Origin of the sequence: Clostridium sp. Cult3, assembly GCF_021655115.1 — a bacterium.
Taxonomy (GTDB): Bacteria; Bacillota; Clostridia; order Tissierellales; family Tepidimicrobiaceae; genus PPXY01.
In genome coordinates this window covers 1-21,239 of record NZ_PPXY01000034.1, presented here as the reverse complement: position 1 = coordinate 21,239, position 21,239 = coordinate 1, and the positions used below count along the sequence as shown (strand labels likewise).

The following is a 21,239-nucleotide window of genomic DNA, read 5'->3' as shown; positions in this document are numbered from 1 at the left end:
TGCTTAACCTTTCACTGAACCCTGAGCTAAACCTGAAACCAATTCCTTTTGTAGTGCTATGAATAATATTACCACGGGAATAGCTGTAAGCAATCCTCCTGCTGCAAAGGCAGGTTGGTTTAAGGTTCTAACATCATTTATTAATGTGAACAATCCTGCTGCTAGCGTATATGTTTCTGGACTCGTTAACAATACCTTTGGTAGCAAATAATCCATAAAAGGTCCAATAAATGACCACAATGCTATTAAAGCTAACATAGGTCTTGCTATAGGCATGATAATTAGTCTATAAACTTGCAGATTGGAACAGCCGTCAATTTTAGCAGCATCGTCTAATTCCGTAGATATGGAATCGATATATCCCTTCAGGATAAAGGTGTTGTTGGCTATTCCTCCTCCTGCATATATAAGCACGAGCATCATCTGCCTTGTAAAACCTGGATTTATAGAAGACATAACAGAATACATGGTAAAATAAGCGGTAATCCCAGCAAAAGTAGGTATAGCTTGTATTAGCATCATGGCCATTAGAGATGCTTTTTTACCTTTGAACCTATATCTAGAATAGGCATATCCAGTAAACGAGACGATGATCAAGGTCAAAACAGCTGTAGCCAAAGCAATCAATATGGTGTTCTTCGCCCATTTCAAGAACAATGTGTGTTTAAACAAGTATTCAAAATGCTTCAATGAAAAAGCAAACTGGTCATTTAGCATCAGATACTGCTCTTGCTTTCCATTAAAGGCCGATAAAATCATTTGGAAAAGAGGCCACAAAATAGCTACTGCCCAAGATATCAGTATTATATATGTAACCACCAACAGGATTTTACCTGAAATACTCAATGGTTGCTTATCCGATAGATATAAATCCTCTTTTTTTCTAAACAATTTCATTATAATCGCTCCTCTTTAAAGGCTTTAGAATTTCTATATCCTAAAAACGAAACAAACATTACAGCAATAGAAACGAATACGGTAATGGCTGCACCTATACCTTGATATTGTTTTTCTATGGTCAATTTGTATATATATGAAATAAGCAAATCGGAAGAACCTGCTAAGTTCCCATATACACTTGGTTCAAAAGGCCCTCCTCCATTGAATAGATATATGATGGAGAAGTTGTTGAAGTTAAATACGTATTGACCTACCAACAAGGGTGCTGTTTGGAATAATACTATGGGTATAGTAATGTTTTTTAACTTCTGCCACCTAGTTGCCCCATCCATCTCTGCTGCCTCGTATAGATCATCGGGTATAGCTTGCAACACTCCAGTAGATAGTAAGAATATATATGAACTCCCTAGCCACCCTTGCAATAATATCAATGCAATTCTAGTCTGGGTAGCATTGGTCTTTATACTCATCTCAATACCCCAAATATTGTTAATCAATTGAGAAATAGCTCCATTTGGAGACAACATTATACTGAAGAACATTATGGTAATAAATGCTGGAACAGCCCAAGGTAACAGATATATGGTTCTAAATATATTTTTCCCTTTAACCCTATCGTTGTTCACCAGTAGGGCTAATGCAAATCCTATAAATATAGCTAAACTAGTAGCCGCCAAGGTCCATATAATAGTCCAACCTAAAGTCAACCAGAAAACCGAACCAGCTAGTCCTTTACCTAGAAATATCATTTTATAGTTTTCAATTCCTATCCAGCTAAATTTCGATTGATGTTGAGGATCCATTCCAGTGAATGATAACAATATAGTGGTAGTAACTGGTACCAATACCATGAATACAATAACTATGAGAGCTGGAAGGTTTGCAATATATGGGAAACCCCCTTCTCCTAAGTATGATTTCGTTTCAAACCAATTGTTAGGTCTAATTCCTTTTATGGTGTTTTTTTCCACTCTCAATACATCTTTAAAGGAAAAATATAAAATAAATAGAGATATAATCACTAGAAATACGGCTATTATACCCTCTATCATGAATATTAAGGATTTATCTACTCTTCTGCCTCCTTCAGCTAAAGTGATAAGCCCTCTTATACCTTCCCCTTGATAATTTCCAAATCCTAGGGCATATGGAATAGCAACAAGATATATAAATAAAGTGGCTAATAAAAAGATAATCCCCTTTTTATGCTGGCCATTGAACATCTGCCCAACCCCTGGAAACAGTAGGGTAAAATAGGCTATTTTAGCTTTGGTCTTTTCCACTTCAACAGGAGTTGTCCTACGTATGTCAGCAATATTGGAGTTCATCACTTTTAAGCTCATTTTGGTGTTTTCCTTAATCTCATGTTTTTTATTCTTAACAAATTCCTTGTTGGTCTTCAATGGAGATTCATAGGATTTAAGTAACAATGCTTCCTTGTATTTTTCCTTAAGGATCTCGGTTTCATTTACTTGGGCCTTCTTTGAAATCAACCCTTCTTTTCTTTTAGCCTTTAACCTTCTCTTTTCTCCTCTTAGAAGCTCCTTTTGTTCTTTTTTATATGCCTTCAATCTTCGATTAAATTTTTTCTCATCAGCCAGATCTATCTCTTTCCTATCTTCCAGTGCTTTTTCTATGGCTGATGTTCCATCAACTATGTATTCTATTATATTGGGTAACTCTTCCATCAATAGTTTGTTCTTTTCATATTCCAATTCAGCATCATAAGTAAGCTCTACATAGTCCTTATAGAATTTATATCTCTCCTGGGCTAGGAACAATTGAATTCTTAATTTTCTTGTCTTATAGGGCAAGGATTTATCTAGGGTGTTTACAAACTGCTTCTTCTTGCTCTTTAATGATTTTAAAAATTCCCTTTCCTTAGCTTTGAATTCCTTTAATTCTATATTGTATGGATGGGTTTCCTTATTCTTTATTAGTTCTCTTAATTCCAATTTTAATTTGTTTTTAGATTCAGGATCTGCTCCTTTGATTTCCTCATTCAACTGGGCAATCTCTTGTAAGTATAGGTTTTTCCTTTTATATGGATTTCCAACTTCATCATATAAAAACTTACTATAACTAATCAACTCATTCCCACCTTTTATGAATTTCCTCTATTTTCCATAAGTCTGTTTAAGGATAATAGGGTTATCATTAATATTATATAACAAGCTGTATTGATATAGAAAAATATGGAGCCAAAATTCTGTTCAACTAGGATAAAAACTAAATTCCCCAACAATAATATAGTCCATATATATACATATATCTTATTTATTCTAGTGCGTTTAAATGCAAAATAGGAGTAGATGCCTAGGACCATAGGAGCTATAATCTTGATGAAAAAATGACTAAGATTGGTTGTTAAATATAGCTGAGCATAATCTATATCTTCAGCATTAAGGTCCTCTGTTTTTTGTATCCTATCCATCCACTCTTCATAAAGGCCTATATCCTTTACTTTTATCATCACTTCTATACAGTTTAAAAATATGATTATAGAACATAATATCAATATCATATAAAGTTGCTTTTGAGGTAATTTTATATTAAAATTCATATTTCCTCCTGTTTAATAAATGTATAGGGAAGAAAGCCTAAGCGGTTCTTCCCTATATAATCATTGATAGCTTTAGAAGTTCTGCATCATAGCATCGAAGGATGCTTTTATTTCTTTATAAGCGTCTTCTACAGTAGCTGGCTTAGTATTTGGCCATGAAAGTATTGCATTCTTCCATGTATCCCAAACAGAACCCCATTCTAAGAATAGTGGACGAGCTGGAGCATTTTCATAGGATTCAATGACTGCTCCAATTACAACCTTATCCGTATCCGATAGATCAGAATCTTCATAGGCAGATAGTGGGACATTTTCCAATATCTTACCTGTAGCTTTGAAGAAATCTACTGCATATTCAGGGTTTACCACTTCTTCGATGAATTTTTGACTTAGTAACATCTTTTCTTCATTTTCTTCTACTCGGGAGTTGATTGCTAGGCCCCATCCACCTTTCCAGTGGGCTAGTGGTCTTCCATTAATGGTAACATTGTTTATAGGTAATATTTCCAAATCTTCTCCATCATTTGCTAGATTGGATAGACTGCCTGTAGACCAAGGTCCTTCAAGTCTTAAGGAAGCATCTCCACCAGAACTAAAGGCAGAGTCCATATATCCCCAAGCTGCATCCTCATCCCAAAGGGAGGTTTTTGCCTCGTTGTGTGCTTTCCAATAGTCAAATAAAGCTGTAAATACCTCTTGTTTTTCTTTTGGTAGTTCATCAAAATCAGAAGTTAGATCTGAGAATAGATTTCCAGAGTCATCTTTCCCAAGTAATTCTATTTCAGCTGAGTTGGTTACTGCAACGCCAAACCAAGCATCAAATACTGGTATCAACATATCTTCTGCTTCTAATTCAGTAAATTCTATAGAACTCGATAGGTCTATATCATGGGCTTCTGCATTAGCTTTGTTGGCAAATATGATTAAGGTTTCAATATTCATAGGAAAAGCTAAATAATCTCCTTCTACGTTGAAATTTCCACCAAGGCCTTCATCATAGTTGGAGAAACCTCCTACATTTTCTGCCATAGCTTTAGCATCCATAGCTGCTAATGCTTCGTTTTGTGCTAATCCATATATTCTATCAGCTGGAATAGCAAATACATCTGCTACATCTTTGTTTGTAACATCCGTTGCATCCAATACATCTAAATGGTCGAAAGAAGGCGTAACTATGAACTCAATTGTTGCATCTGGATGTATCTCTTTAACCCTTTCTGCTGCTGCTTCGTAATGAGGCAACCATTCTTCTTCTACTTGTACGGTGATAGTCTCTTTGATTTCTACAACTTCCCCTTCAGTTTTACTCTCATCTTCTCCTGTACTTGCAGGTTCCTTGTTACCACAAGCTACCATGGACAAAGACAATACTACCACTAATAATAAAATACCAAATCTTTTCATCTCATTCCCTCCTAATTTTTATATAATACTAATTCCCAATACCCCATATTTCTTTAGCATATTGCTCTATAGTTCTATCAGAACTAAATCTACCGGCATTGGCCATGTTTACCCAACATTTTTGTGCCCAGGATATTCTATCCATATAGGCGTCATTAACCCTTTGCTGAGCTTTCCTATAGCTATCAAAATCCTTCATCAGATAATATGCATCGGGTCTATGCCATGATGCACCCTTCAATATAGAATCATGAAGCTCTTTAAATATGCCATTACCTCCATCTCCAAAGCTTCCATCTACTAGGGAATCTACTACTCTTTTAAGCCCTTCTGTTTTCTCATAGTATTCCTTCGGATCATAGGTGGATTTTATTCTTTCAATATCCTCAACCTTTAATCCAAATATGAAATTGTTCTCCTCTCCTGCTTCTTCTACTATTTCGATATTTGCTCCATCTAATGTTCCAATGGTAGGAGTGCCATTTAACATAAACTTCATATTTCCAGTACCTGAAGCTTCTTTTCCAGCAGTAGAAATCTGTTCTGATATATCAGCTGCAGAAAAAAGCTTTTCCCCATAGGAAACTCCATAGTTAGTTACAAATACTACTTTGATCTTCCCATCTATATCCTTGTCGTTGTTTATCAGTTCTTTGATTTCGTTTATATACTTTATAATCCCTTTAGCCCTATCATATCCTGGTGCTGCTTTTCCTCCAAATATGAAGGTTCTATTTACTATATCCAGGTCTGGATTATCTTTGAGCCTATAGTATAGATCTAGTACATGGAAAGCATTCAAAAGCTGCCTTTTATACTCGTGAAATCTCTTGATCTGAATATCGAATATGGAATAGGGATCTATATCTATGCCCTCCTGGATCCTTATATATTCAGCTAGCTGATTCTTCTTAGTCTGCTTGATGTCTAAGAATCTCTTTAGAACTTCCTCATCATCCTTATAGCTTTCTAATCTTTTTAATTCTTCTAGATTGGTTATCCAAGTCTTTGAGCCCAACAGCTCTGTAATCAACTCTGATAGTTCTGGATTGGCCTTTAGTAGCCATCTTCTCTGGGTTATTCCATTGGTCTTGTTGTTAAATCTTTCTGGATATACTTTGTACCAGTTGTTCAATTCCCTTTTTGCTAATATATCCGAATGAACTTTTGCTACCCCATTGGTGGAGTGAGTGCCATATATTGCAAGATATGCCATCTTGATGTTGTCCTTTTCTATTATCTTTAACTCCTCTATCTCCTCATAGGGGATACCCTTTCTTTCAAGTTCTTCTACTAGATTCCTATTTATCTTCTCGACTATTTCATATATCTCAGGTAGCAAGGATTTGAATATCCTTACAGGCCACCTCTCCAGTGCTTCTTGCATAATGGTATGGTTTGTATAGGCAAAGGTATTGACTACTATATTCCAAGATTTATCCCAATCCATATTGTAGACCTTGGTTAAAATTCTCATCAATTCGGGAATAGCCACCGTTGGATGAGTATCGTTTAGCTGTATTGCATGTAGTTGATGGAAGTTATCCAAAGTATTGTATTTATCTAGATGTTTCTTAACTAAATCCTGTAAGGAAGCAGAAGCAAAGAAGTATTGTTGTTTTAACCTTAGTATCTTCCCTTCATCCTTTGTATCATTTGGATACAGGACTTTGGATATGGTCTCTGCCTTATTTTTCTCCTTTACAGATAGATCATAGTTCTGTTTGTTGAACTCATCTAAATCAAAGGGATCGATGGCCTCTGCTTGCCATAGTCTTAAGGTGTTTATGGTACCTCCACCATAGCCTATAATTGGAGTATCATAGGGAACTGCTAACACATCCCCATCTGCAAAACTCACTAGAACTTTTTCCTTATCCTTTCTTATAGACCAAGGATCTCCAAGCTTAAGCCAATCATCTCCTTCTTCTACTTGAAATCCATCTTCAAACTTTTGGCGAAATATTCCATATTCATACCTGATTCCATATCCCATTAAGGGATAGTTTAGAGTCGCCGCTGAATCCAAGAAACAAGCAGCCAATCTTCCTAAACCACCATTTCCTAAACCTGCATCTTCCTCTGCTTCTTCAATACGGTTGTAGTCTATGCCCCATTCTTCTAGCAATTCTTTTACTTCAGATTGTATATTCATATTGATTAGATTGTTGCTCAATGCTCTTCCCATCAAGTATTCAGCTGAAAGATAATAAGCTTTCTTTTCATCCTCATGTTTTTTAAGGGAGGCGTTCCATTTAGGTATTATATCCTCCATCAATGCTTTAACTAGAGCAATATATTTTTCTTTGTCATCACAGTAAATAAAATCTTTCCCAAATGTAGTCAAAGCATAGGCTTCTATTCTTTCCATCATTTTTTCCTTATCTTCCAAAGGGTCACCTCCTATAAATTCTTGTTAAATCCCTTAATTTTTTTGTTATCTCCTCTGTAATATCTTCCTTTTTCATTCTCCAGGTCCAGTTGCCTCCAACCGTAGAAGGAATATTCATTCTAGCTGAATCGTCTAAACCTAGAAGGTCTTGCATAGTGCTTATAGCTAGGTAAGCTGTTGAACTCCAAGCACCTCTTATAAAACCCCAATTCACCCCCTCATGAACGTCTAGTTTTAAGTATTCAATTGCATAGTTTACATCTTCTTTATCTGCACTAGAACACCATCCCACTACTGTGGAATTATCATGGGTACCAGTGTATACTACACAATTTTTATCATAATTGTGGGGAAGATAATCGCTTTCTTCTCTTGAATCAAAAGCAAATTGCAATACCTTCATCCCAGGAAATCCAGATTCCTCAAGTAGTTTTTTTACATCTTCTGTTAAAAAACCTAAGTCCTCAGCTATTATATTTAAATCTCCTAATTCCTCTTTGAGTTTATTAAATAGTTTTATCCCTGGTCCCTTAGTCCATTGTCCATCTACCGCATCTTCAGCTCCATATTTCACTTCCCAATAGGACTCAAACCCCCTAAAATGATCGATTCTAAGTACATCAAATAGTTTAAAACTGTATTCAAATCTTTTGATCCACCAACTATATTCATCCTTTCCCATGGCATCCCAGTTATAGATTGGATTTCCCCAAAGCTGTCCTTTTATAGAAAAGGCATCGGGAGGACAACCAGATATGGTTATTGGCACCAAGTTTTCATCTAAATTGAATAATTCTGGATTTGCCCATACATCAGAACTATCTTCAGCTACATATATTGGTAGATCTCCAATGATATTTATCCCATTTTCATTTGCATAATTTTTAAGCCTAATCCATTGTTCTGTAAAAAAATACTGTGTAAAAACCCAAAAGTAAATTGAATCCTCATTTTGTTTTTCAAAGTCCTGTACTTCTATAGAATTTATTTTTCTATATTCTTCATCCCAAAGCATCCAGGATCTGTTATCCTGGTATTCCTTTATAGCCATGAATAGGCCAAACTCCCTAAGCCAGTCCCTATTGTCCCTATAGAAATCATTAAGTTCTTCTTTCATAGAGTCTTTAGCTCGCCCATAGGCTATTCTCAAAAGCTCCATCTTGTTTTTATATAACAAACCATAGTCTACCCTGCTAGGATCCCTCCCCAAATCAAAACTGTTGATTTCATCTTTGGTCAAGTATCCCCTTTCAATAAATTCATCTAAATCTATAAAATAGGGATTCCCAGCAAAGGCAGAAAATGATTGGTAGGGGGAGTCACCAAAGCTTGTAATTCCCAAAGGCAATACTTGCCAATTCCTTTGATTTGCTTTTGCTAAAAAATCAACAAATTTATAAGCTTCTTTACCAAAATCTCCAATTCCATATTCACCAGGCAATGAAGATATATGCATTAAAATTCCGCTTGATCGTTTTTTTGCCATATTATTCTCCTCTGATCAAAATTTCTTTATGTTTGATATTGTTTTTAGAGTCAATAATTTTAATATTTATATTTTCTATAGAGGGATTGTCATTATCCACTTTTACATCATAATCCTCTGTCTTTTTAACTATATTTATATTAGTTGAATAGCTTGAATCATAGCTTTTGCCATCATCGTCGTATAGTTCATATATAGCCTCATCATCTACATAGGCTAATATCTCTATGTTTTTCAGATCCAATTCCTTTACATTTTTAGAAGGCTTAACGTAAGGAAGGATTGAGTTCTTCCTTAAAAAGAATTTCAAATCTTCCAGTCCATATTCTATATAGTAAATTCCCTTTTTCCTTATAGTCGTAGTCATATCTTCCTCCAAGAAAGATACCTCTAGCATCTCCTCTGGGAAATATACGTATCTTCCTCTACGATTGGAGTCATATACTGGTGCAAGCATTAACTGATCTCCTAATAGAATTTGGTCTTCTGCTTCTTCAGCTAAAGTTCCCTGAAATTCAAAGGATAAAGGTTTGAACATTAAAGTATAGTTGTTTACAGCCTTCATATATTCTGAATATATATAGGGAATTAGGCTATATCTTGCCTTGATTAAATTTCTAGTATTTTCAAGTACCTCTTCTGTAAAAACATAGGGTTCCTGATTGTTGCAGCCAATAGCAGAATGATTCCTTAACAATGGCGTAAATATGCTTAATTGTAGCCATCTAGTCAAAAGCTCTCCATTGCAATTGCCTCCAAAGCCACCAGTATCTGCACCTATATAGAAGAACCCACACATATTTAAGGACGGTAGCATCTTAATATTTTGCTCTAAATGGGACCACCAAGAGGAGTTGTCCCCTGTCCAAATGCCGCCATATCTATGCATTCCAATGGAAGATGCTCTAGATATTAATAAAAACCTCTTGTCCTTTAACAATCTTGTTAAGCCTAAGTTGGCGGATTTAGTCATGTAATAACCGTACAGATTGTGAACTTCGTCGTTAGAAAATCTTTTTCCATCTATTTCATGATAAAAATTCTTATAGTATGAGTCCTTGTTAGCTAGATTTGTAAAATTATCCTTCAATTCAAAATAGGAAAATACATCTAAATCCTTGCCCTTTTGTTCCTGCGCATACTGAATGGCTGCATCTAAAGCTTTTGGTTCATAAAATATAGCTGGCTCATTCATATCATTCCAAAAGCCTTCAATCCCACAGTCCGTTAAGATCTTATATTTAGAACCAAACCACAGTTGAGTTTCTTCCTTCATGAAATCTGGAAAATGGACTTTCCCTGGCCATACTACCCCTTCATAGGGTTTTCCCTCTTCATCTTTGCAGAAATGATCTCCTGCAATGCCTTCCTCGTAAATGTGGTAGCCTTTTTCCACCTTCACACCAGCGTCTATTATAGGTACTAGATATAGGCCATCTCTTTTTAAATCCTCTACAAATTCCTTAAATCCACTAAATTTCTCATCCGATATAGTAAAATCTTTGAAATCCTCCATATAGTCTAGATCTAGGAAAATCCCCTCTAATGGGATATCGTTCTCCCTAAAGTTTTCGTAGACCTTTCTAACCTCATCCTTATCCTTATATCCCCATCGGCTTTGAAAGTATCCAAAAGCCCATTTAGGCGGAATATAGGACCTGCCGATTATTTCTAAGAACTTCCTTGAAACTTCTTCTGCATCTTTTCCTTCAATTATGTAAATATAAAAATCTTGTCCACAAATTTCAATATTAAGATAATTCTTGTCGTAATATCCCACATCGTATTTAATCCTACTAGGAAAATCGATGAAATATCCCCTGGCTTCCTCTCCTGATATTATAAAAAAATTGTGAGCTGCATATAGCTTAGCCCTATCTTCAATATGCAAAGGTTCGTCGGTACAATAGGATTCATATAGTCTACCTCTCTTGTTGATTCCCCCTAGATTTCCACCAAGGCCAAATACCACATCCTCTGGTAAAAGCTTTAGGGAAATTTTAGCATGCCCCTCTTCAAATCGAATATATAAATCTTCTTCCAATTTTGTTTTTATCTTTGCTTCAACTACAGCCCCAGTCTCTATGGGATGGCCGTATTCAAATATCTTTGTGTCATTTTTTAATTTATATGTTTTCATACCCGTCTCCTCTTGCAATAAATTTGTGCAACCGCTTGCACACCCTTTATATAAAGGATATACTATTTTTTAATATTTGTAAAGCCTTTTTAGGAAAAGGTTTTTATAATTATAATATTCTCTTCACATCTTCCATCATCTTCATTGACAATATTGGTATGGGTCAGCTCCGAATAACTAGTTTTTATGGATCCACTTCTAGATAGCTTCTTTAGTAATACAAAATACACTAGGGGCAGATCTTTTTCATGAGCAAAAGATCCGCCCCTCTTGCATTAGTTTGTTGAGTTTATAATCAATTGAATGAAAAAATCTATTCCCTTCTCAATATTATCAAAGGATATTCTCTCGTTGGTTCCATGCATACGGCTTAGGTCTTCTGTGCTTATTTGATAGGGAGAAAATCTATATATATTGTCACAGACGATCTGGTATTTCCTAGCATCTGTACTGCCAAGGGACAAATAAGGGGTGGTTAAGGAGTCTATAAATACTTGGTATATGGTCTCCTCTATTATCTTGTATCCCTTGGATCTGGTGCTAGATATATTAGATGGTTCATCTACTCTCTGAGGAACAATCTTTATATTTGGGTTGTGTATAGTTCTTTCAATATGCTCTATCAATTCACTGCTCGTCTCTCCTGGCAATATCCTAAAATTTACAACTGCTCTGCTTTTTTGGGCTAATACATTAGGCGAATTACTACCTTCGATAATGGTTGGGGCTGCAGTAGTTCTCAATAGTGCATTTCCCGAGGAATTAGCTGCAAATATCTTTTTAAATATTCCTCCAAACAGCCATAGATTTCCAATGATTATCCTGTTTAAAAAGCTCATCTCTGGTCCTACATACCTAAGCATTTCCTTTACTGGTTCCGTTATCTTTGTTTTCATGGGCCTTTTTTCCAAATCTACTATAGCCCTACTTATCTCCCCTACAGCTGTATGCCTAGGAGGCATAGATGCATGACCGCCACCACTTTCTGCTACAAATTCTATATCTGCATATCCCTTCTCACCAATCCCTACGACAGCTATTGGCTTGAATATGCCTTCTATCCCTCCTTCCGTTACACAGCCGCCTTCGTCTAATACGAAATCAAATTCTATATTTCTTTCTTTTAACAATTGAGCAATATAGGTGGAACCTTGGTATCCACCTACTTCCTCATCAAATCCAAAGGCTAGGTATATATCCCTATCCGGTTCATAGCCTTCTTTAAGAAGGGTTTCCACCGCTTCCAGAATTGAAAGGACTTGTATCTTTATATCCAAAGTACCTCTGCCCCAAACGAAGCCTTCCTCTATGGCTCCACTAAAGGGAGGGTATTCCCAATCCTTTTCCGTTCCATCTTCTATGGCTACCACGTCCATATGGGACATTAATAGTATAGGTTTTTTCCCTTCTTCTTTGCCCTTCCAAGTATAAAGGAGTCCATAACCATTTACGGTTTCCTTTTTTAGATTCAAGTGGACTAGAGGGAAGGCACTATCCATATAATCCTGTAGTTTTTTAAACTCATTATAGTCTGTCTTTGATGGATCTCTTGATGATATGGTCTTGCATTTGACCATTTCAGATAGCTTTTCTGCTGCTCCTTGTACATCTATATCTATTTGAGCCTTCTCTCTTATAGAAGCTTTCTTTGGTTTTAACATCAAAGCCCTTATGATAACTATGATAATTAAAACGAATATCCCTGTAATTACAAGTTTTAAACCCATATTAATTCACCTCCAATATTATATCCATCCCTTTTTATACATAAATCTAGCTGCTAAGACGGATACTAGCCCACATACGGGTATAAGCGCTCCTGGTTCTACATCGATAAATAGGGAAATGATTACAGTTACCAAAAGGGGTGTAACAGCTAATTTCCATCCCTTTAATATCCAATAGGCGCCCAATCCACCAAATAGAGCAGGAAGGATATTTTCAAAGGCAGGTGCTAATACTGGTGAACTTAGTATTGGTGTTAAGGGTACTATGGCTATAAGGCCAATTATAATAATTCCTTCTGTCACAATAGAAGAGGCTGCAACGGAAATGGTGGATATTATATCTCCCTCCTTTGTAGAAGGTTTGACACCAGCTATTTCCATGCTCATAGTTGCACAAGGAATCTTAAGATTGGTTAAGTTGCCCGTTACAAATACTAAGTAGGAAGCCCCTGTTCCTAACATAGGAGTGTAGGTTAATACCTCAGCTATACAAATAGGTAGCTCTAGCATCCAAATCGTCAAAATACCAGAAATCACATTTTTTATAGGTGGAAATATATTAAACTTTATACAGACTAGAGTTGGAACCATAAATATCAAACCTAAAGCTAATATCCCAGTTAATCTGCCTAATCTATGGGTCCTCTCGTCATAATCATCAACAATCTTTATCCCTTTTTCCATTAGAAGTCCTCCTTTATATATTCGAATACAGAATAGCCAATGCCATGGCCCCAACCATACTTATTGCTAAGGCAAAGTTGTTTAACCATTTAATCTCAAATCGTTTTATGATATAGGTAAGAAAAGTCATTATTGCTGCTCCAGAAAGTATGGTTGCTAGCGGGACTCCACCTTCAACAACCGGTTGACCGATAAATACTGAAAGCATTCCAAAGTATAGAGATGAGATAAGGATCTCTAACCATCGAGAATCCTTTTTCTTTATATTGTCCATTTTGCTTTGAAGCTTTTTTAGGAACAATATTACTAGCAAAAGCCCCCAGATTATACCAAAACTCATGACCCACATGGAGTTAGCAAAGACCTCAGCAGTATATCCTGCACCACCTAACCCTTTGATTCCCATGCTTTGGGCTCCTACATTTGCAGATAGAAGCTCATAAGGTGCTGAACCCACTACGGAAAGTCTAATCCATGGGAAAGGCAATCCCAGTACTGGTGCCATTGCAATCAATGATATGATTATTGGTAAAGATGGAACTATGGAAAAAATAGCACTGGATTTAATGGCGTTTATCATAGTTTCTTTACTTAATCCTATTTTTAATCCTTCTTTCCAAGCCCTTCTAAGAAATATAAATGACTGAATCATAACAAAAACCACTATGATAATTCCTAGTACATAGATAAAAGAACTGTTAGCAATACTCAGATAATCCTCCACATTTCATACCCCCTCATTGTAATTGTTGGAATCTTCTTAATTATATATTAACTGTTGAAGTTCACTTTAGGTCAATATGATAAAAGACTAGATTAAATATAAAAAATCCAAAAACCTAAAGTCGACTTTAGGTTTTTGGATTCTTCTCCCCATAGTAAGTCCATTGGTATACTATATCTCCCTTTTCTAAAAAGGAGCCATATTCACCAATTTTCATACGGAAGGGAGCATATTCCATTGTGTCTATTTCCTTATAATTTTTATTAAAAACTCCTTTTAGATTGTCTATATCGAAATACTTAAAATACTTCTCTTCCATTTTCTTTGGATATTTCCCATGGGGAAAGTATAGATAGGTTCCCAACCACTTGCCTTTATCCTTCAACTTATCACATAGCATATCCATTACAAAGGCTACTTTATCAATATCATAAAATGAACCATTGGTCTTATCGATAATTATATCTATGATATTATCCTTTATAGGCATATCATCAAATTCAGTACATATAAAAATAATCTTAGGCCTTTCTGATTTTTTCTCCAATACTTCCTTGGTATACCTTAAAAAATCCAATTTGTTGTCCACTGCTATATAATAACAATCCTTAGGCAATAGTTCACAATACTTTCTAATAAACATTCCTGTACCTGTATTATTCTTCATGATTATTTTATTTGAAAGGGATTTTAAATCTATTTTCTTTGCAATCCAATTGGATGCTTCATATATAAGCTTTATAAATTCCCTATCGGTTTTACCGATATAATTCAATTGGAATTTGTCTAAGTCTACATCTAAGTCCAATCTACTTTTTAAACTCTCATCTACGATAATTACCCCTTCATATATCTCCATAGTAAAGCCACAGGAACACTTTATTTCTCCTTCCATTATCATATTGTCTTTCACATTGTTGCTATTCACCGTTACTTCCGATTTGCACTTAGGACAATATAGATAAGGTATAAAACTCAAGGGAACTCCTATTTTCTCATTATCATCCTTCTCTATGGTTTTCAATCTTTCCATTTCTTTTTCAATAGCCTTGAGCTTCTCTTCTATATTGATTTTTTCTTCTATAAGTTCATCTTTCTTTTTAGAATATACTTTAGTAAAATAATCCACATATATTGAATCTTCAACCTCGCTCAACAGCATAAAGGACAGAATATCGCTTATTTCATCTAAACTAAAATCTAGATCCTTTAGTTTCTTAATTGTCCCTAAGTTTTTGGAACACATTTCATCAAATATGTATTGTGAATTCACCTTGTTAGGAGCAATCAAACCTAAATCGATATAGTACCTCACCGTGGATTTAGGTATATTGTGCTTTCTAGAAAATTCCCCCATTCTCATAGGGCTCCCCCCTTTATTGTACACTAGAGGCGGATCTTTTTCATGAGCAAAGGATCCGCCCCTCTTGTACGAGGTTAATCATTCTGATAGCAATTGACTATTTCTCCATAATAAATGGTGTGATAGCCCTCTGAACTATACCATTTATCCTTTACTTCACCATCTAAAAGCTGTAAATCCATATCATGTTTATAGACTATTTTACATTCATAGATCATTTGGCAATCCCCTATAGCTGGAGATTTGACTTTCTTGCTATCTAGTATGTTTAAATCACAGCCTTCAAATTTATCGTGATCCCTACCAGATTTAGTCCCACAGAATGCTAAGGCATCCTTCATATTATCATCTAATGGAATGGATACGGTAAAGTCTTCAGCCTTTTCTAGTAACTCATGTGTATATCTACTCTCCCTAACCAATACTATAAATACAGGTCTACCCCATTCATAGCCTATATTTCCCCAACCTATGGTCATGGTGTTTACTCTACCTTCTTCATCCTTTACCGTCAAAAATGCCCCTCTTTGTTCCAAACTATTTAATGCATCTACCAAATTTAATTTATAATCAAAATCCATCTACACATGCCTCCTTTACTATCATTTTATATAACTGAAGATAGCCCGTCAATTCAAACCAGCTTTTGAAAGTATCCCTTTATATTTCAATTTTATATTAATGTTTAAAAGATTGTGATATAATCTAAACTATATATGAAATATACAATAGCAAAGTTAAGGAGTCTAATGATACATGAATATATTTAAAAAAATAGGTGGAAAAATATTATATGGTATTGCTACGGCAGTTTCTGCCATATTAGATGTTTTGATCAAAATCATAGAGATTATAGTTAATCTTGTGAGAAGCATCGCAACAGGGTTCATCGCCTTAATTGGACTAGGAGGATGTCTGTTACTTTTCATGTTTGCTGGTCCCCTAGGCCTTGTAGTGTTGTTAAATCCTGTTATTCTTTTAGTCATATTGTTTTTCGTCATATTCCCAATTTTGGGAACCCAATTCGTGTCCTATTTAAAATATATAAAGTATATCCTAACGGAATATATGTTTGATCGGGCTAACTATCTTATTGAGGGAACAAGCTACAAATTCAAATCCTTTAATGAATACAAAAACTACTATAGAGAGATGGAAGACGAAAAAAGAAGGAAAGAACGACAACGACGTCAAGCTGAGCAACAAAGAGAATGGGAAGAGAGATTTAGACAGTGGTACGAATACCAAAACCAACAGAGAGGATATGGTGGATATGGTCAATACACCGGATATAATAATGAGCAAGCCTATGTAAATCCAACTACCGAGTTCAAAAAGAAATATGAAGAAAGCTGTGACATGCTAGGAGTTGGATACAATGCAGATAAATATGAGATAAAACTAGCCTACAGAAAAAAGGCAAAGCAATATCACCCAGATCTAAACAAATCACCCGATGCTACAAGGATGTTTCAACAAATAAATAATGCCTATGAATTTTTAAGTGATGATAATATAGATAGGTACAACAATATGCGTTAGAAAGAAGGTTTTATATATGAATTGGCTAAAGAAGTTTATGGCTGGTAGATATGGGGTAGACCAACTATCCTGGACCCTTTTGGGGATTTCCATATTCATATCTATTTTATCTAATATTTTACACAGTCAAGTACTAGCTATACTCTATATCATCCCCTTAGGGACGGTACTATATAGAATGTTTTCCAAAGATATAGCAAAGCGCTACCAGGAAAATGCCAAATTCCTAAACAAGTGGAATTCCATAAAGAGAAAAGTCAACAATAAAATTCAACATATTAAAAGCTTAAAACACTACAAATACTATAAATGCTCCAATTGCAAACAAACCCTTCGAGTACCAAGGGGGAAGGGCAAAATTGCCATTACCTGCCCTAAATGCAAAACCGTAATGATTAAAAAATCCTAATGCAAGGGAATTGATCGTATCATTCTTGAACTGTAGTTTCAGTATATATTTTCTCAACTGCAGGAAAAATAATAGTTATGCGAGTACCTATGTTCATCCTACTCAGTATCTCAAAATATGCACCATGGCGTTCTATTATCCATTTTGCAATAGATAGGCCCAAACCAGAACCTCCCGTTTCTCTCGCTCTAGATTCATCTGAACGGTAAAATCGATCAAATATATGGGGTAAGTCTTCAGGGTCTATTCCAATGCCACTGTCTTGGACCGTAATATGGATATGCCCATCTTTATTAAAAATTCTAAGGAATATTTTTTCTCCCCTAGGTGTATATTTTATACTATTATCCACTAGTATTCGTATAGCTTGTTTAAGAAGCTGTCTATCTGCATCAATGTAAGCTGGTCTAATTAGATCCATTTCAAATTTATGACTTTTATCAATTAATTCAGCTTCTCGAATTATCTCATCCACTACTTCACAAGCATCTAACACTTCTTTGTGAAGTTGGATGGTTTCGTTATCTCCTCGAGCAAGAAAAAGAAGCTGTTCTACTAAATCCTTCATGTTTTCTGCCTCAGTTTTAATTGCGTCAATGGATTCTTGCATAGTCTTCTCGTCCCTTTTTCCCCATCGATCCAGTAAGTTGGCATATCCTTGTATAACGGATATAGGGGTTCTTAGTTCATGGGATGCATCGGATACAAACCGAACTTGGGACTGATATGCATCGTTAATCCGGTTTAACATATCATTTATTGCAGCAGCCAAATCTTTAAGCTCATTTTGAGAACTATCTACAGAAATGCGGCTATCAAGTCTATTAGCATCAATATTGCTAATAGCTCCTGCTAAATCTTTAATATAGGTTCCATCGGCCATTGAAGATACCTCTTGGTTAAGGCTTTTAGCTGTTTCCGCTAATTCAGCCAGGGGTTTTAGGGTTTTTCTAATCATTCTGGAACCTTTTTCTATATTTCCAATTAGTATCAATAACTCAAATATTAGTATAATAAAGAATAAGTATAAGAATAGTTTTAAATCAGAGCCTATGTAATATATTATTTGATAAGATACACCGTCAATGGTAAATCCAATAGTATATTCTACTAAGTCTATTTTTTCCAGCCACCTCATGTTTTTATCATGGGGAGGTATATAAATATTTCGTTTTGCATCATGAATTTTTAAGGGTAAACTTTTTTGTATACTACTGGGGAGTTTAATACCTTTTGACATCTTTTCTCCCACTAATACTTGATAGTTTTTTCTTCCATAATCTATTTGTCCTAAATTATCACCAGATTCATCTACAACGCCAACTATATCTTGAAGTCCTTCTTCGGTTTTCCAAAGGATGACAAAGGAACCCAGTAGAAGAATGAGGATGTTAATTGCTAAAAAGCCTGAAATTAACCTTCCTGTCATTCTTAGGTTTAGTTTTATAACAAGGGATGAACGTATTTTTGTAGTTAAATTGGTTGAAGATTTGTTCTTTCTATTCATCTTTTATTACATACCCCACTCCCCGTACAGTGTATATTATTTTTAATCCAAAAGGTTCTTCAATCTTTGCTCGGATGTATCTAATATATACATCTACTGCATTGGTTTCACCTGAAAAATCATATCCCCAAATTTTCTCAAGTATCCTCTCACGGCTTAAAACAATATTTTTATTTTCCAAAAGATAGTATAATAAATCAAATTCCCGTTTAGTCAAATGTATTAAAGTATCATTTACCCGAACTTCCCTTTTCAAAGGATCAATATGTAAAGGCCCTAAGACCAGCTCAGAGGATTTTCCCGATTCATTTGTCGTATCCCTTTTTCTTAGTGCAACTCTAATTCTAGCCAGCAGCTCCTCTATTGCAAAAGGTTTAGTAATATAATCATCAGCCCCTCCATCAAGACCTGTGACTTTATCTACAACTGCATCTCTAGCTGTAAGAAGGATAATAGGTAAATCAGAAAATTGTCTAATCCTCCTAAGGACTTCAATGCCGTTTATACCTGGAATCATTATGTCCAGCAAAATAAGATCGAAGGGCTGGGTTCTAGCAAGTTCCAGCCCATCTCTTCCATTAAAAGCTTTTTCTACTTCATACCCCTCATATTTAAGCTCTAATTCAATAAAACGAGCTATTTTTTCCTCATCTTCAACGATCAGAATTCTCTCCATCAGATTTCTCACCTTTTACTTCCTTTTTTAGATTATCAGCTACATCGGCAACTGAATCCATGGCACGGTTAACATTCTCTTTCCCTAAATCAGGACCACTAAACATATATCTATATCCAAAGAATAGTCCTAAGATTATGATAGGAATAGTAATCCAGAATGTAAATATTAGAAGAACTGCTAGTACGGTTACCGGTATGGCCATTATTTTTTCCCCGTCTTTAATAACCTCAAAATGGTTTTTATTCCCCCTATTTATTATCTTTCCGCACCATCTGAAAAACCTACCCATTAATTCCCCAAAAGATGCACCATAATCTACCTTTGTTCCGTCTTCCGTAGTTCCATTATACTGTTCTTGTTTTCTGCCTTCTTGTGAATTTTTTGAACTGTAATAGCCACCACCTTTAGGCGGTTTAATACGATTCCGTTTTTCAAGATTAATTATTGCTTCAAGCATATCTCCATTAGTCTCTTCAAGGGCCGCTTTTGCTTCATCATAGGATATATTAGCTCTCTGGCGTAATTTCTCAACCTGCTCTAATGTGACCATAAATATAACCTCCTGTTATTTAATGTAGCTTAATTATAACAACAGAAGCTTTGAAAACCATTTAAGAAAGATTAAAATTTGATTAAAATTCCAAAAATAGATTGTGTTTTTTTGCTATTGTATCACACGAAAATTGTTTTATCAATGAATAATAAGATGTAGGTAATGAAAATAATGTAGTTTCTGGTAATTGTCTAAAAGCTGTTTACATAATATATTGGTTCCTATATAATATTGTTTATTGTAAATCATGCAATGGCTGAGTCCTAAATTTTTAGGTACGAGGGAACCAACACAAGGGGTAACCCCCTGAAGGAATGCTAACTTCGGAGATAAAATTTAGGAAGGGGTGCATAGAAATGAAGAAAATTGCACATATTTTGTTGATCATGCTGATATTAGTGACAGTTACTGTACCGGTATCGGCTAGTGGCTATTCTAGAACATTGCAGTTTAGACATCGTGGGGATGATGTTCGTAAACCTCAACAAACTCTAAATCAGAAAGGCTACTATAATTATAACATAGATGGAATATATGGAGTTATAACGGAAAGAGCTGTTATCAACTTTCAAATAGACCATCACATAAGAATTGACGGTATCGCAGGGCCAGAAACTCAAAGAACTTTGCATGGCAATTCCACTCCTTCAAGAGGGGGGACAATCAATAGAAACTACACTGATGGTGACCTCTATTGGTTAGCCCGAATTATCCAGGCAGAAGCTGGAGGAGAATCCTACCAAGGTAAGGTAGCCGTTGGAAATGTAATCTTAAACCGAGTCAATTCTAAAGAGTTTCCAAATACCATCTATAATGTAATATTTGAGTATTATGGAAGTATTCCTCAATTCAGTCCCGTTGCCGACGGCACGATTTACAATACTCCATCCCAAGAAAGTATTAATGCTGCAAAGGAAGCCATAAACGGTGTAAGGCCCGTTGGCAATTCCACATATTTCTTTAATCCAAGTAAAGCAGCTGGGACATGGATAGTAAAAAATAAAACCTATGTATCAAGAATTGGTGGACATGTATTCTACCAATAATAAGTCAGGGGTGCAGCCCTGACTTATTATTTGGTATATAATATTAATTTCCACTAAATAGATAATTATATATTATATTTGCTGCATCTTCCCTTTTTAGTTCTGCTTTAGGATTTATAT

Annotated in this window: 19 protein-coding genes; 3 read left to right on the top strand and 16 right to left on the bottom strand. The window is 35.4% G+C overall.

Annotated features, from left to right (window positions below; all coding sequences use genetic code 11):
- Positions 1–3: 3 nt before the first annotated feature.
- The 13 genes from C3E88_RS07230 to C3E88_RS07170 form a co-directional block, all read right to left on the bottom strand.
- Positions 4–897, bottom strand: coding sequence for a sugar ABC transporter permease (locus C3E88_RS07230; protein ID WP_236909500.1), 894 nt, complete (start codon positions 895–897; stop codon positions 4–6).
- Positions 897–2,990 carry a carbohydrate ABC transporter permease gene (locus tag C3E88_RS07225; protein ID WP_236909499.1) on the bottom strand — a complete coding sequence of 698 codons (2,094 nt, stop codon included), beginning with the start codon at positions 2,988–2,990 and terminating at the stop codon, positions 897–899. The genes C3E88_RS07230 and C3E88_RS07225 overlap by 1 nt, the downstream gene beginning before the upstream one ends.
- A 14-nt stretch (positions 2,991–3,004) precedes the next feature.
- Positions 3,005–3,463, bottom strand: a complete 459-nt coding sequence (locus C3E88_RS07220) for a hypothetical protein (protein ID WP_236909498.1) — start codon at positions 3,461–3,463, stop codon at positions 3,005–3,007.
- Between the two features lie 72 nt (positions 3,464–3,535).
- A complete protein-coding gene (locus C3E88_RS07215) occupies positions 3,536–4,867 on the bottom strand; it encodes a sugar ABC transporter substrate-binding protein (protein WP_236909497.1) in 1,332 nt (443 codons plus the stop codon).
- A gap of 28 nt (positions 4,868–4,895) precedes the next feature.
- Entirely contained in the window at positions 4,896–7,241 is a 2,346-nt protein-coding gene (locus tag C3E88_RS07210; RefSeq protein WP_442870638.1) for a glycogen/starch/alpha-glucan phosphorylase, read from the bottom strand.
- A 22-nt stretch (positions 7,242–7,263) separates the two neighbouring features.
- Positions 7,264–8,745: a 4-alpha-glucanotransferase gene (gene malQ / locus C3E88_RS07205; protein WP_236909496.1), complete on the bottom strand. Its 1,482-nt coding sequence runs from the start codon at positions 8,743–8,745 to the stop codon at positions 7,264–7,266.
- A gap of 1 nt (position 8,746) precedes the next feature.
- Positions 8,747–10,885: a glycoside hydrolase family 31 protein gene (locus C3E88_RS07200; protein ID WP_236909495.1), complete on the bottom strand. Its 2,139-nt coding sequence runs from the start codon at positions 10,883–10,885 to the stop codon at positions 8,747–8,749.
- Between the two features lie 89 nt (positions 10,886–10,974).
- The gene (locus C3E88_RS07195; RefSeq protein ID WP_236909494.1) at positions 10,975–11,115 is read right to left on the bottom strand and encodes a hypothetical protein; all 141 of its coding nucleotides are present in this window, start codon (positions 11,113–11,115) and stop codon (positions 10,975–10,977) included.
- A gap of 45 nt (positions 11,116–11,160) precedes the next feature.
- A complete protein-coding gene (locus C3E88_RS07190) occupies positions 11,161–12,612 on the bottom strand; it encodes a M20 family peptidase (RefSeq protein WP_236909493.1) in 1,452 nt (483 codons plus the stop codon).
- 18 nt (positions 12,613–12,630) lie between these two features.
- On the bottom strand, positions 12,631–13,296 hold the full coding sequence (locus tag C3E88_RS07185; protein ID WP_236909492.1) for a hypothetical protein: 666 nt from the start codon (positions 13,294–13,296) through the stop codon (positions 12,631–12,633).
- Positions 13,297–13,309: 13 nt separating this feature from the next.
- Complete coding sequence (locus C3E88_RS07180) at positions 13,310–14,020, bottom strand: DUF5058 family protein (RefSeq protein ID WP_236909491.1); 711 nt, start codon at positions 14,018–14,020, stop codon at positions 13,310–13,312.
- A gap of 127 nt (positions 14,021–14,147) precedes the next feature.
- Entirely contained in the window at positions 14,148–15,383 is a 1,236-nt protein-coding gene (locus C3E88_RS07175) for a MerR family transcriptional regulator (protein WP_236909490.1), read from the bottom strand.
- 74 nt (positions 15,384–15,457) lie between these two features.
- Complete coding sequence (locus tag C3E88_RS07170) at positions 15,458–15,964, bottom strand: flavin reductase family protein (protein WP_236909489.1); 507 nt, start codon at positions 15,962–15,964, stop codon at positions 15,458–15,460.
- 175 nt (positions 15,965–16,139) lie between these two features.
- Here C3E88_RS07170 and C3E88_RS07165 point away from each other — a divergent pair, with 175 nt between their 5' ends.
- Entirely contained in the window at positions 16,140–16,925 is a 786-nt protein-coding gene (locus C3E88_RS07165) for a DnaJ domain-containing protein (protein WP_236909488.1), read from the top strand.
- Positions 16,926–16,941: 16 nt separating this feature from the next.
- Positions 16,942–17,334, top strand: coding sequence for a hypothetical protein (locus C3E88_RS07160; protein ID WP_236909487.1), 393 nt, complete (start codon positions 16,942–16,944; stop codon positions 17,332–17,334).
- A gap of 19 nt (positions 17,335–17,353) precedes the next feature.
- On the opposite strand, the gene C3E88_RS07155 is transcribed toward C3E88_RS07160, so the two are convergent.
- The 3 genes from C3E88_RS07155 to C3E88_RS07145 are packed head-to-tail and all read right to left on the bottom strand — an operon-like array spanning position 17,354 to position 20,070.
- Positions 17,354–18,841, bottom strand: coding sequence for a sensor histidine kinase (locus tag C3E88_RS07155; RefSeq protein ID WP_236909486.1), 1,488 nt, complete (start codon positions 18,839–18,841; stop codon positions 17,354–17,356).
- Entirely contained in the window at positions 18,834–19,520 is a 687-nt protein-coding gene (locus C3E88_RS07150; RefSeq protein ID WP_272878490.1) for a response regulator transcription factor, read from the bottom strand. Before C3E88_RS07150 ends, C3E88_RS07155 begins: the two co-directional genes overlap by 8 nt.
- Positions 19,495–20,070: a DUF4342 domain-containing protein gene (locus C3E88_RS07145; RefSeq protein WP_236909484.1), complete on the bottom strand. Its 576-nt coding sequence runs from the start codon at positions 20,068–20,070 to the stop codon at positions 19,495–19,497. Before C3E88_RS07145 ends, C3E88_RS07150 begins: the two co-directional genes overlap by 26 nt.
- A 359-nt stretch (positions 20,071–20,429) precedes the next feature.
- Between C3E88_RS07145 and C3E88_RS07140 the strand changes: the two genes are divergently transcribed.
- A complete protein-coding gene (locus C3E88_RS07140; protein WP_236909483.1) occupies positions 20,430–21,119 on the top strand; it encodes a cell wall hydrolase in 690 nt (229 codons plus the stop codon).
- Positions 21,120–21,239 lie beyond the last annotated feature (120 nt).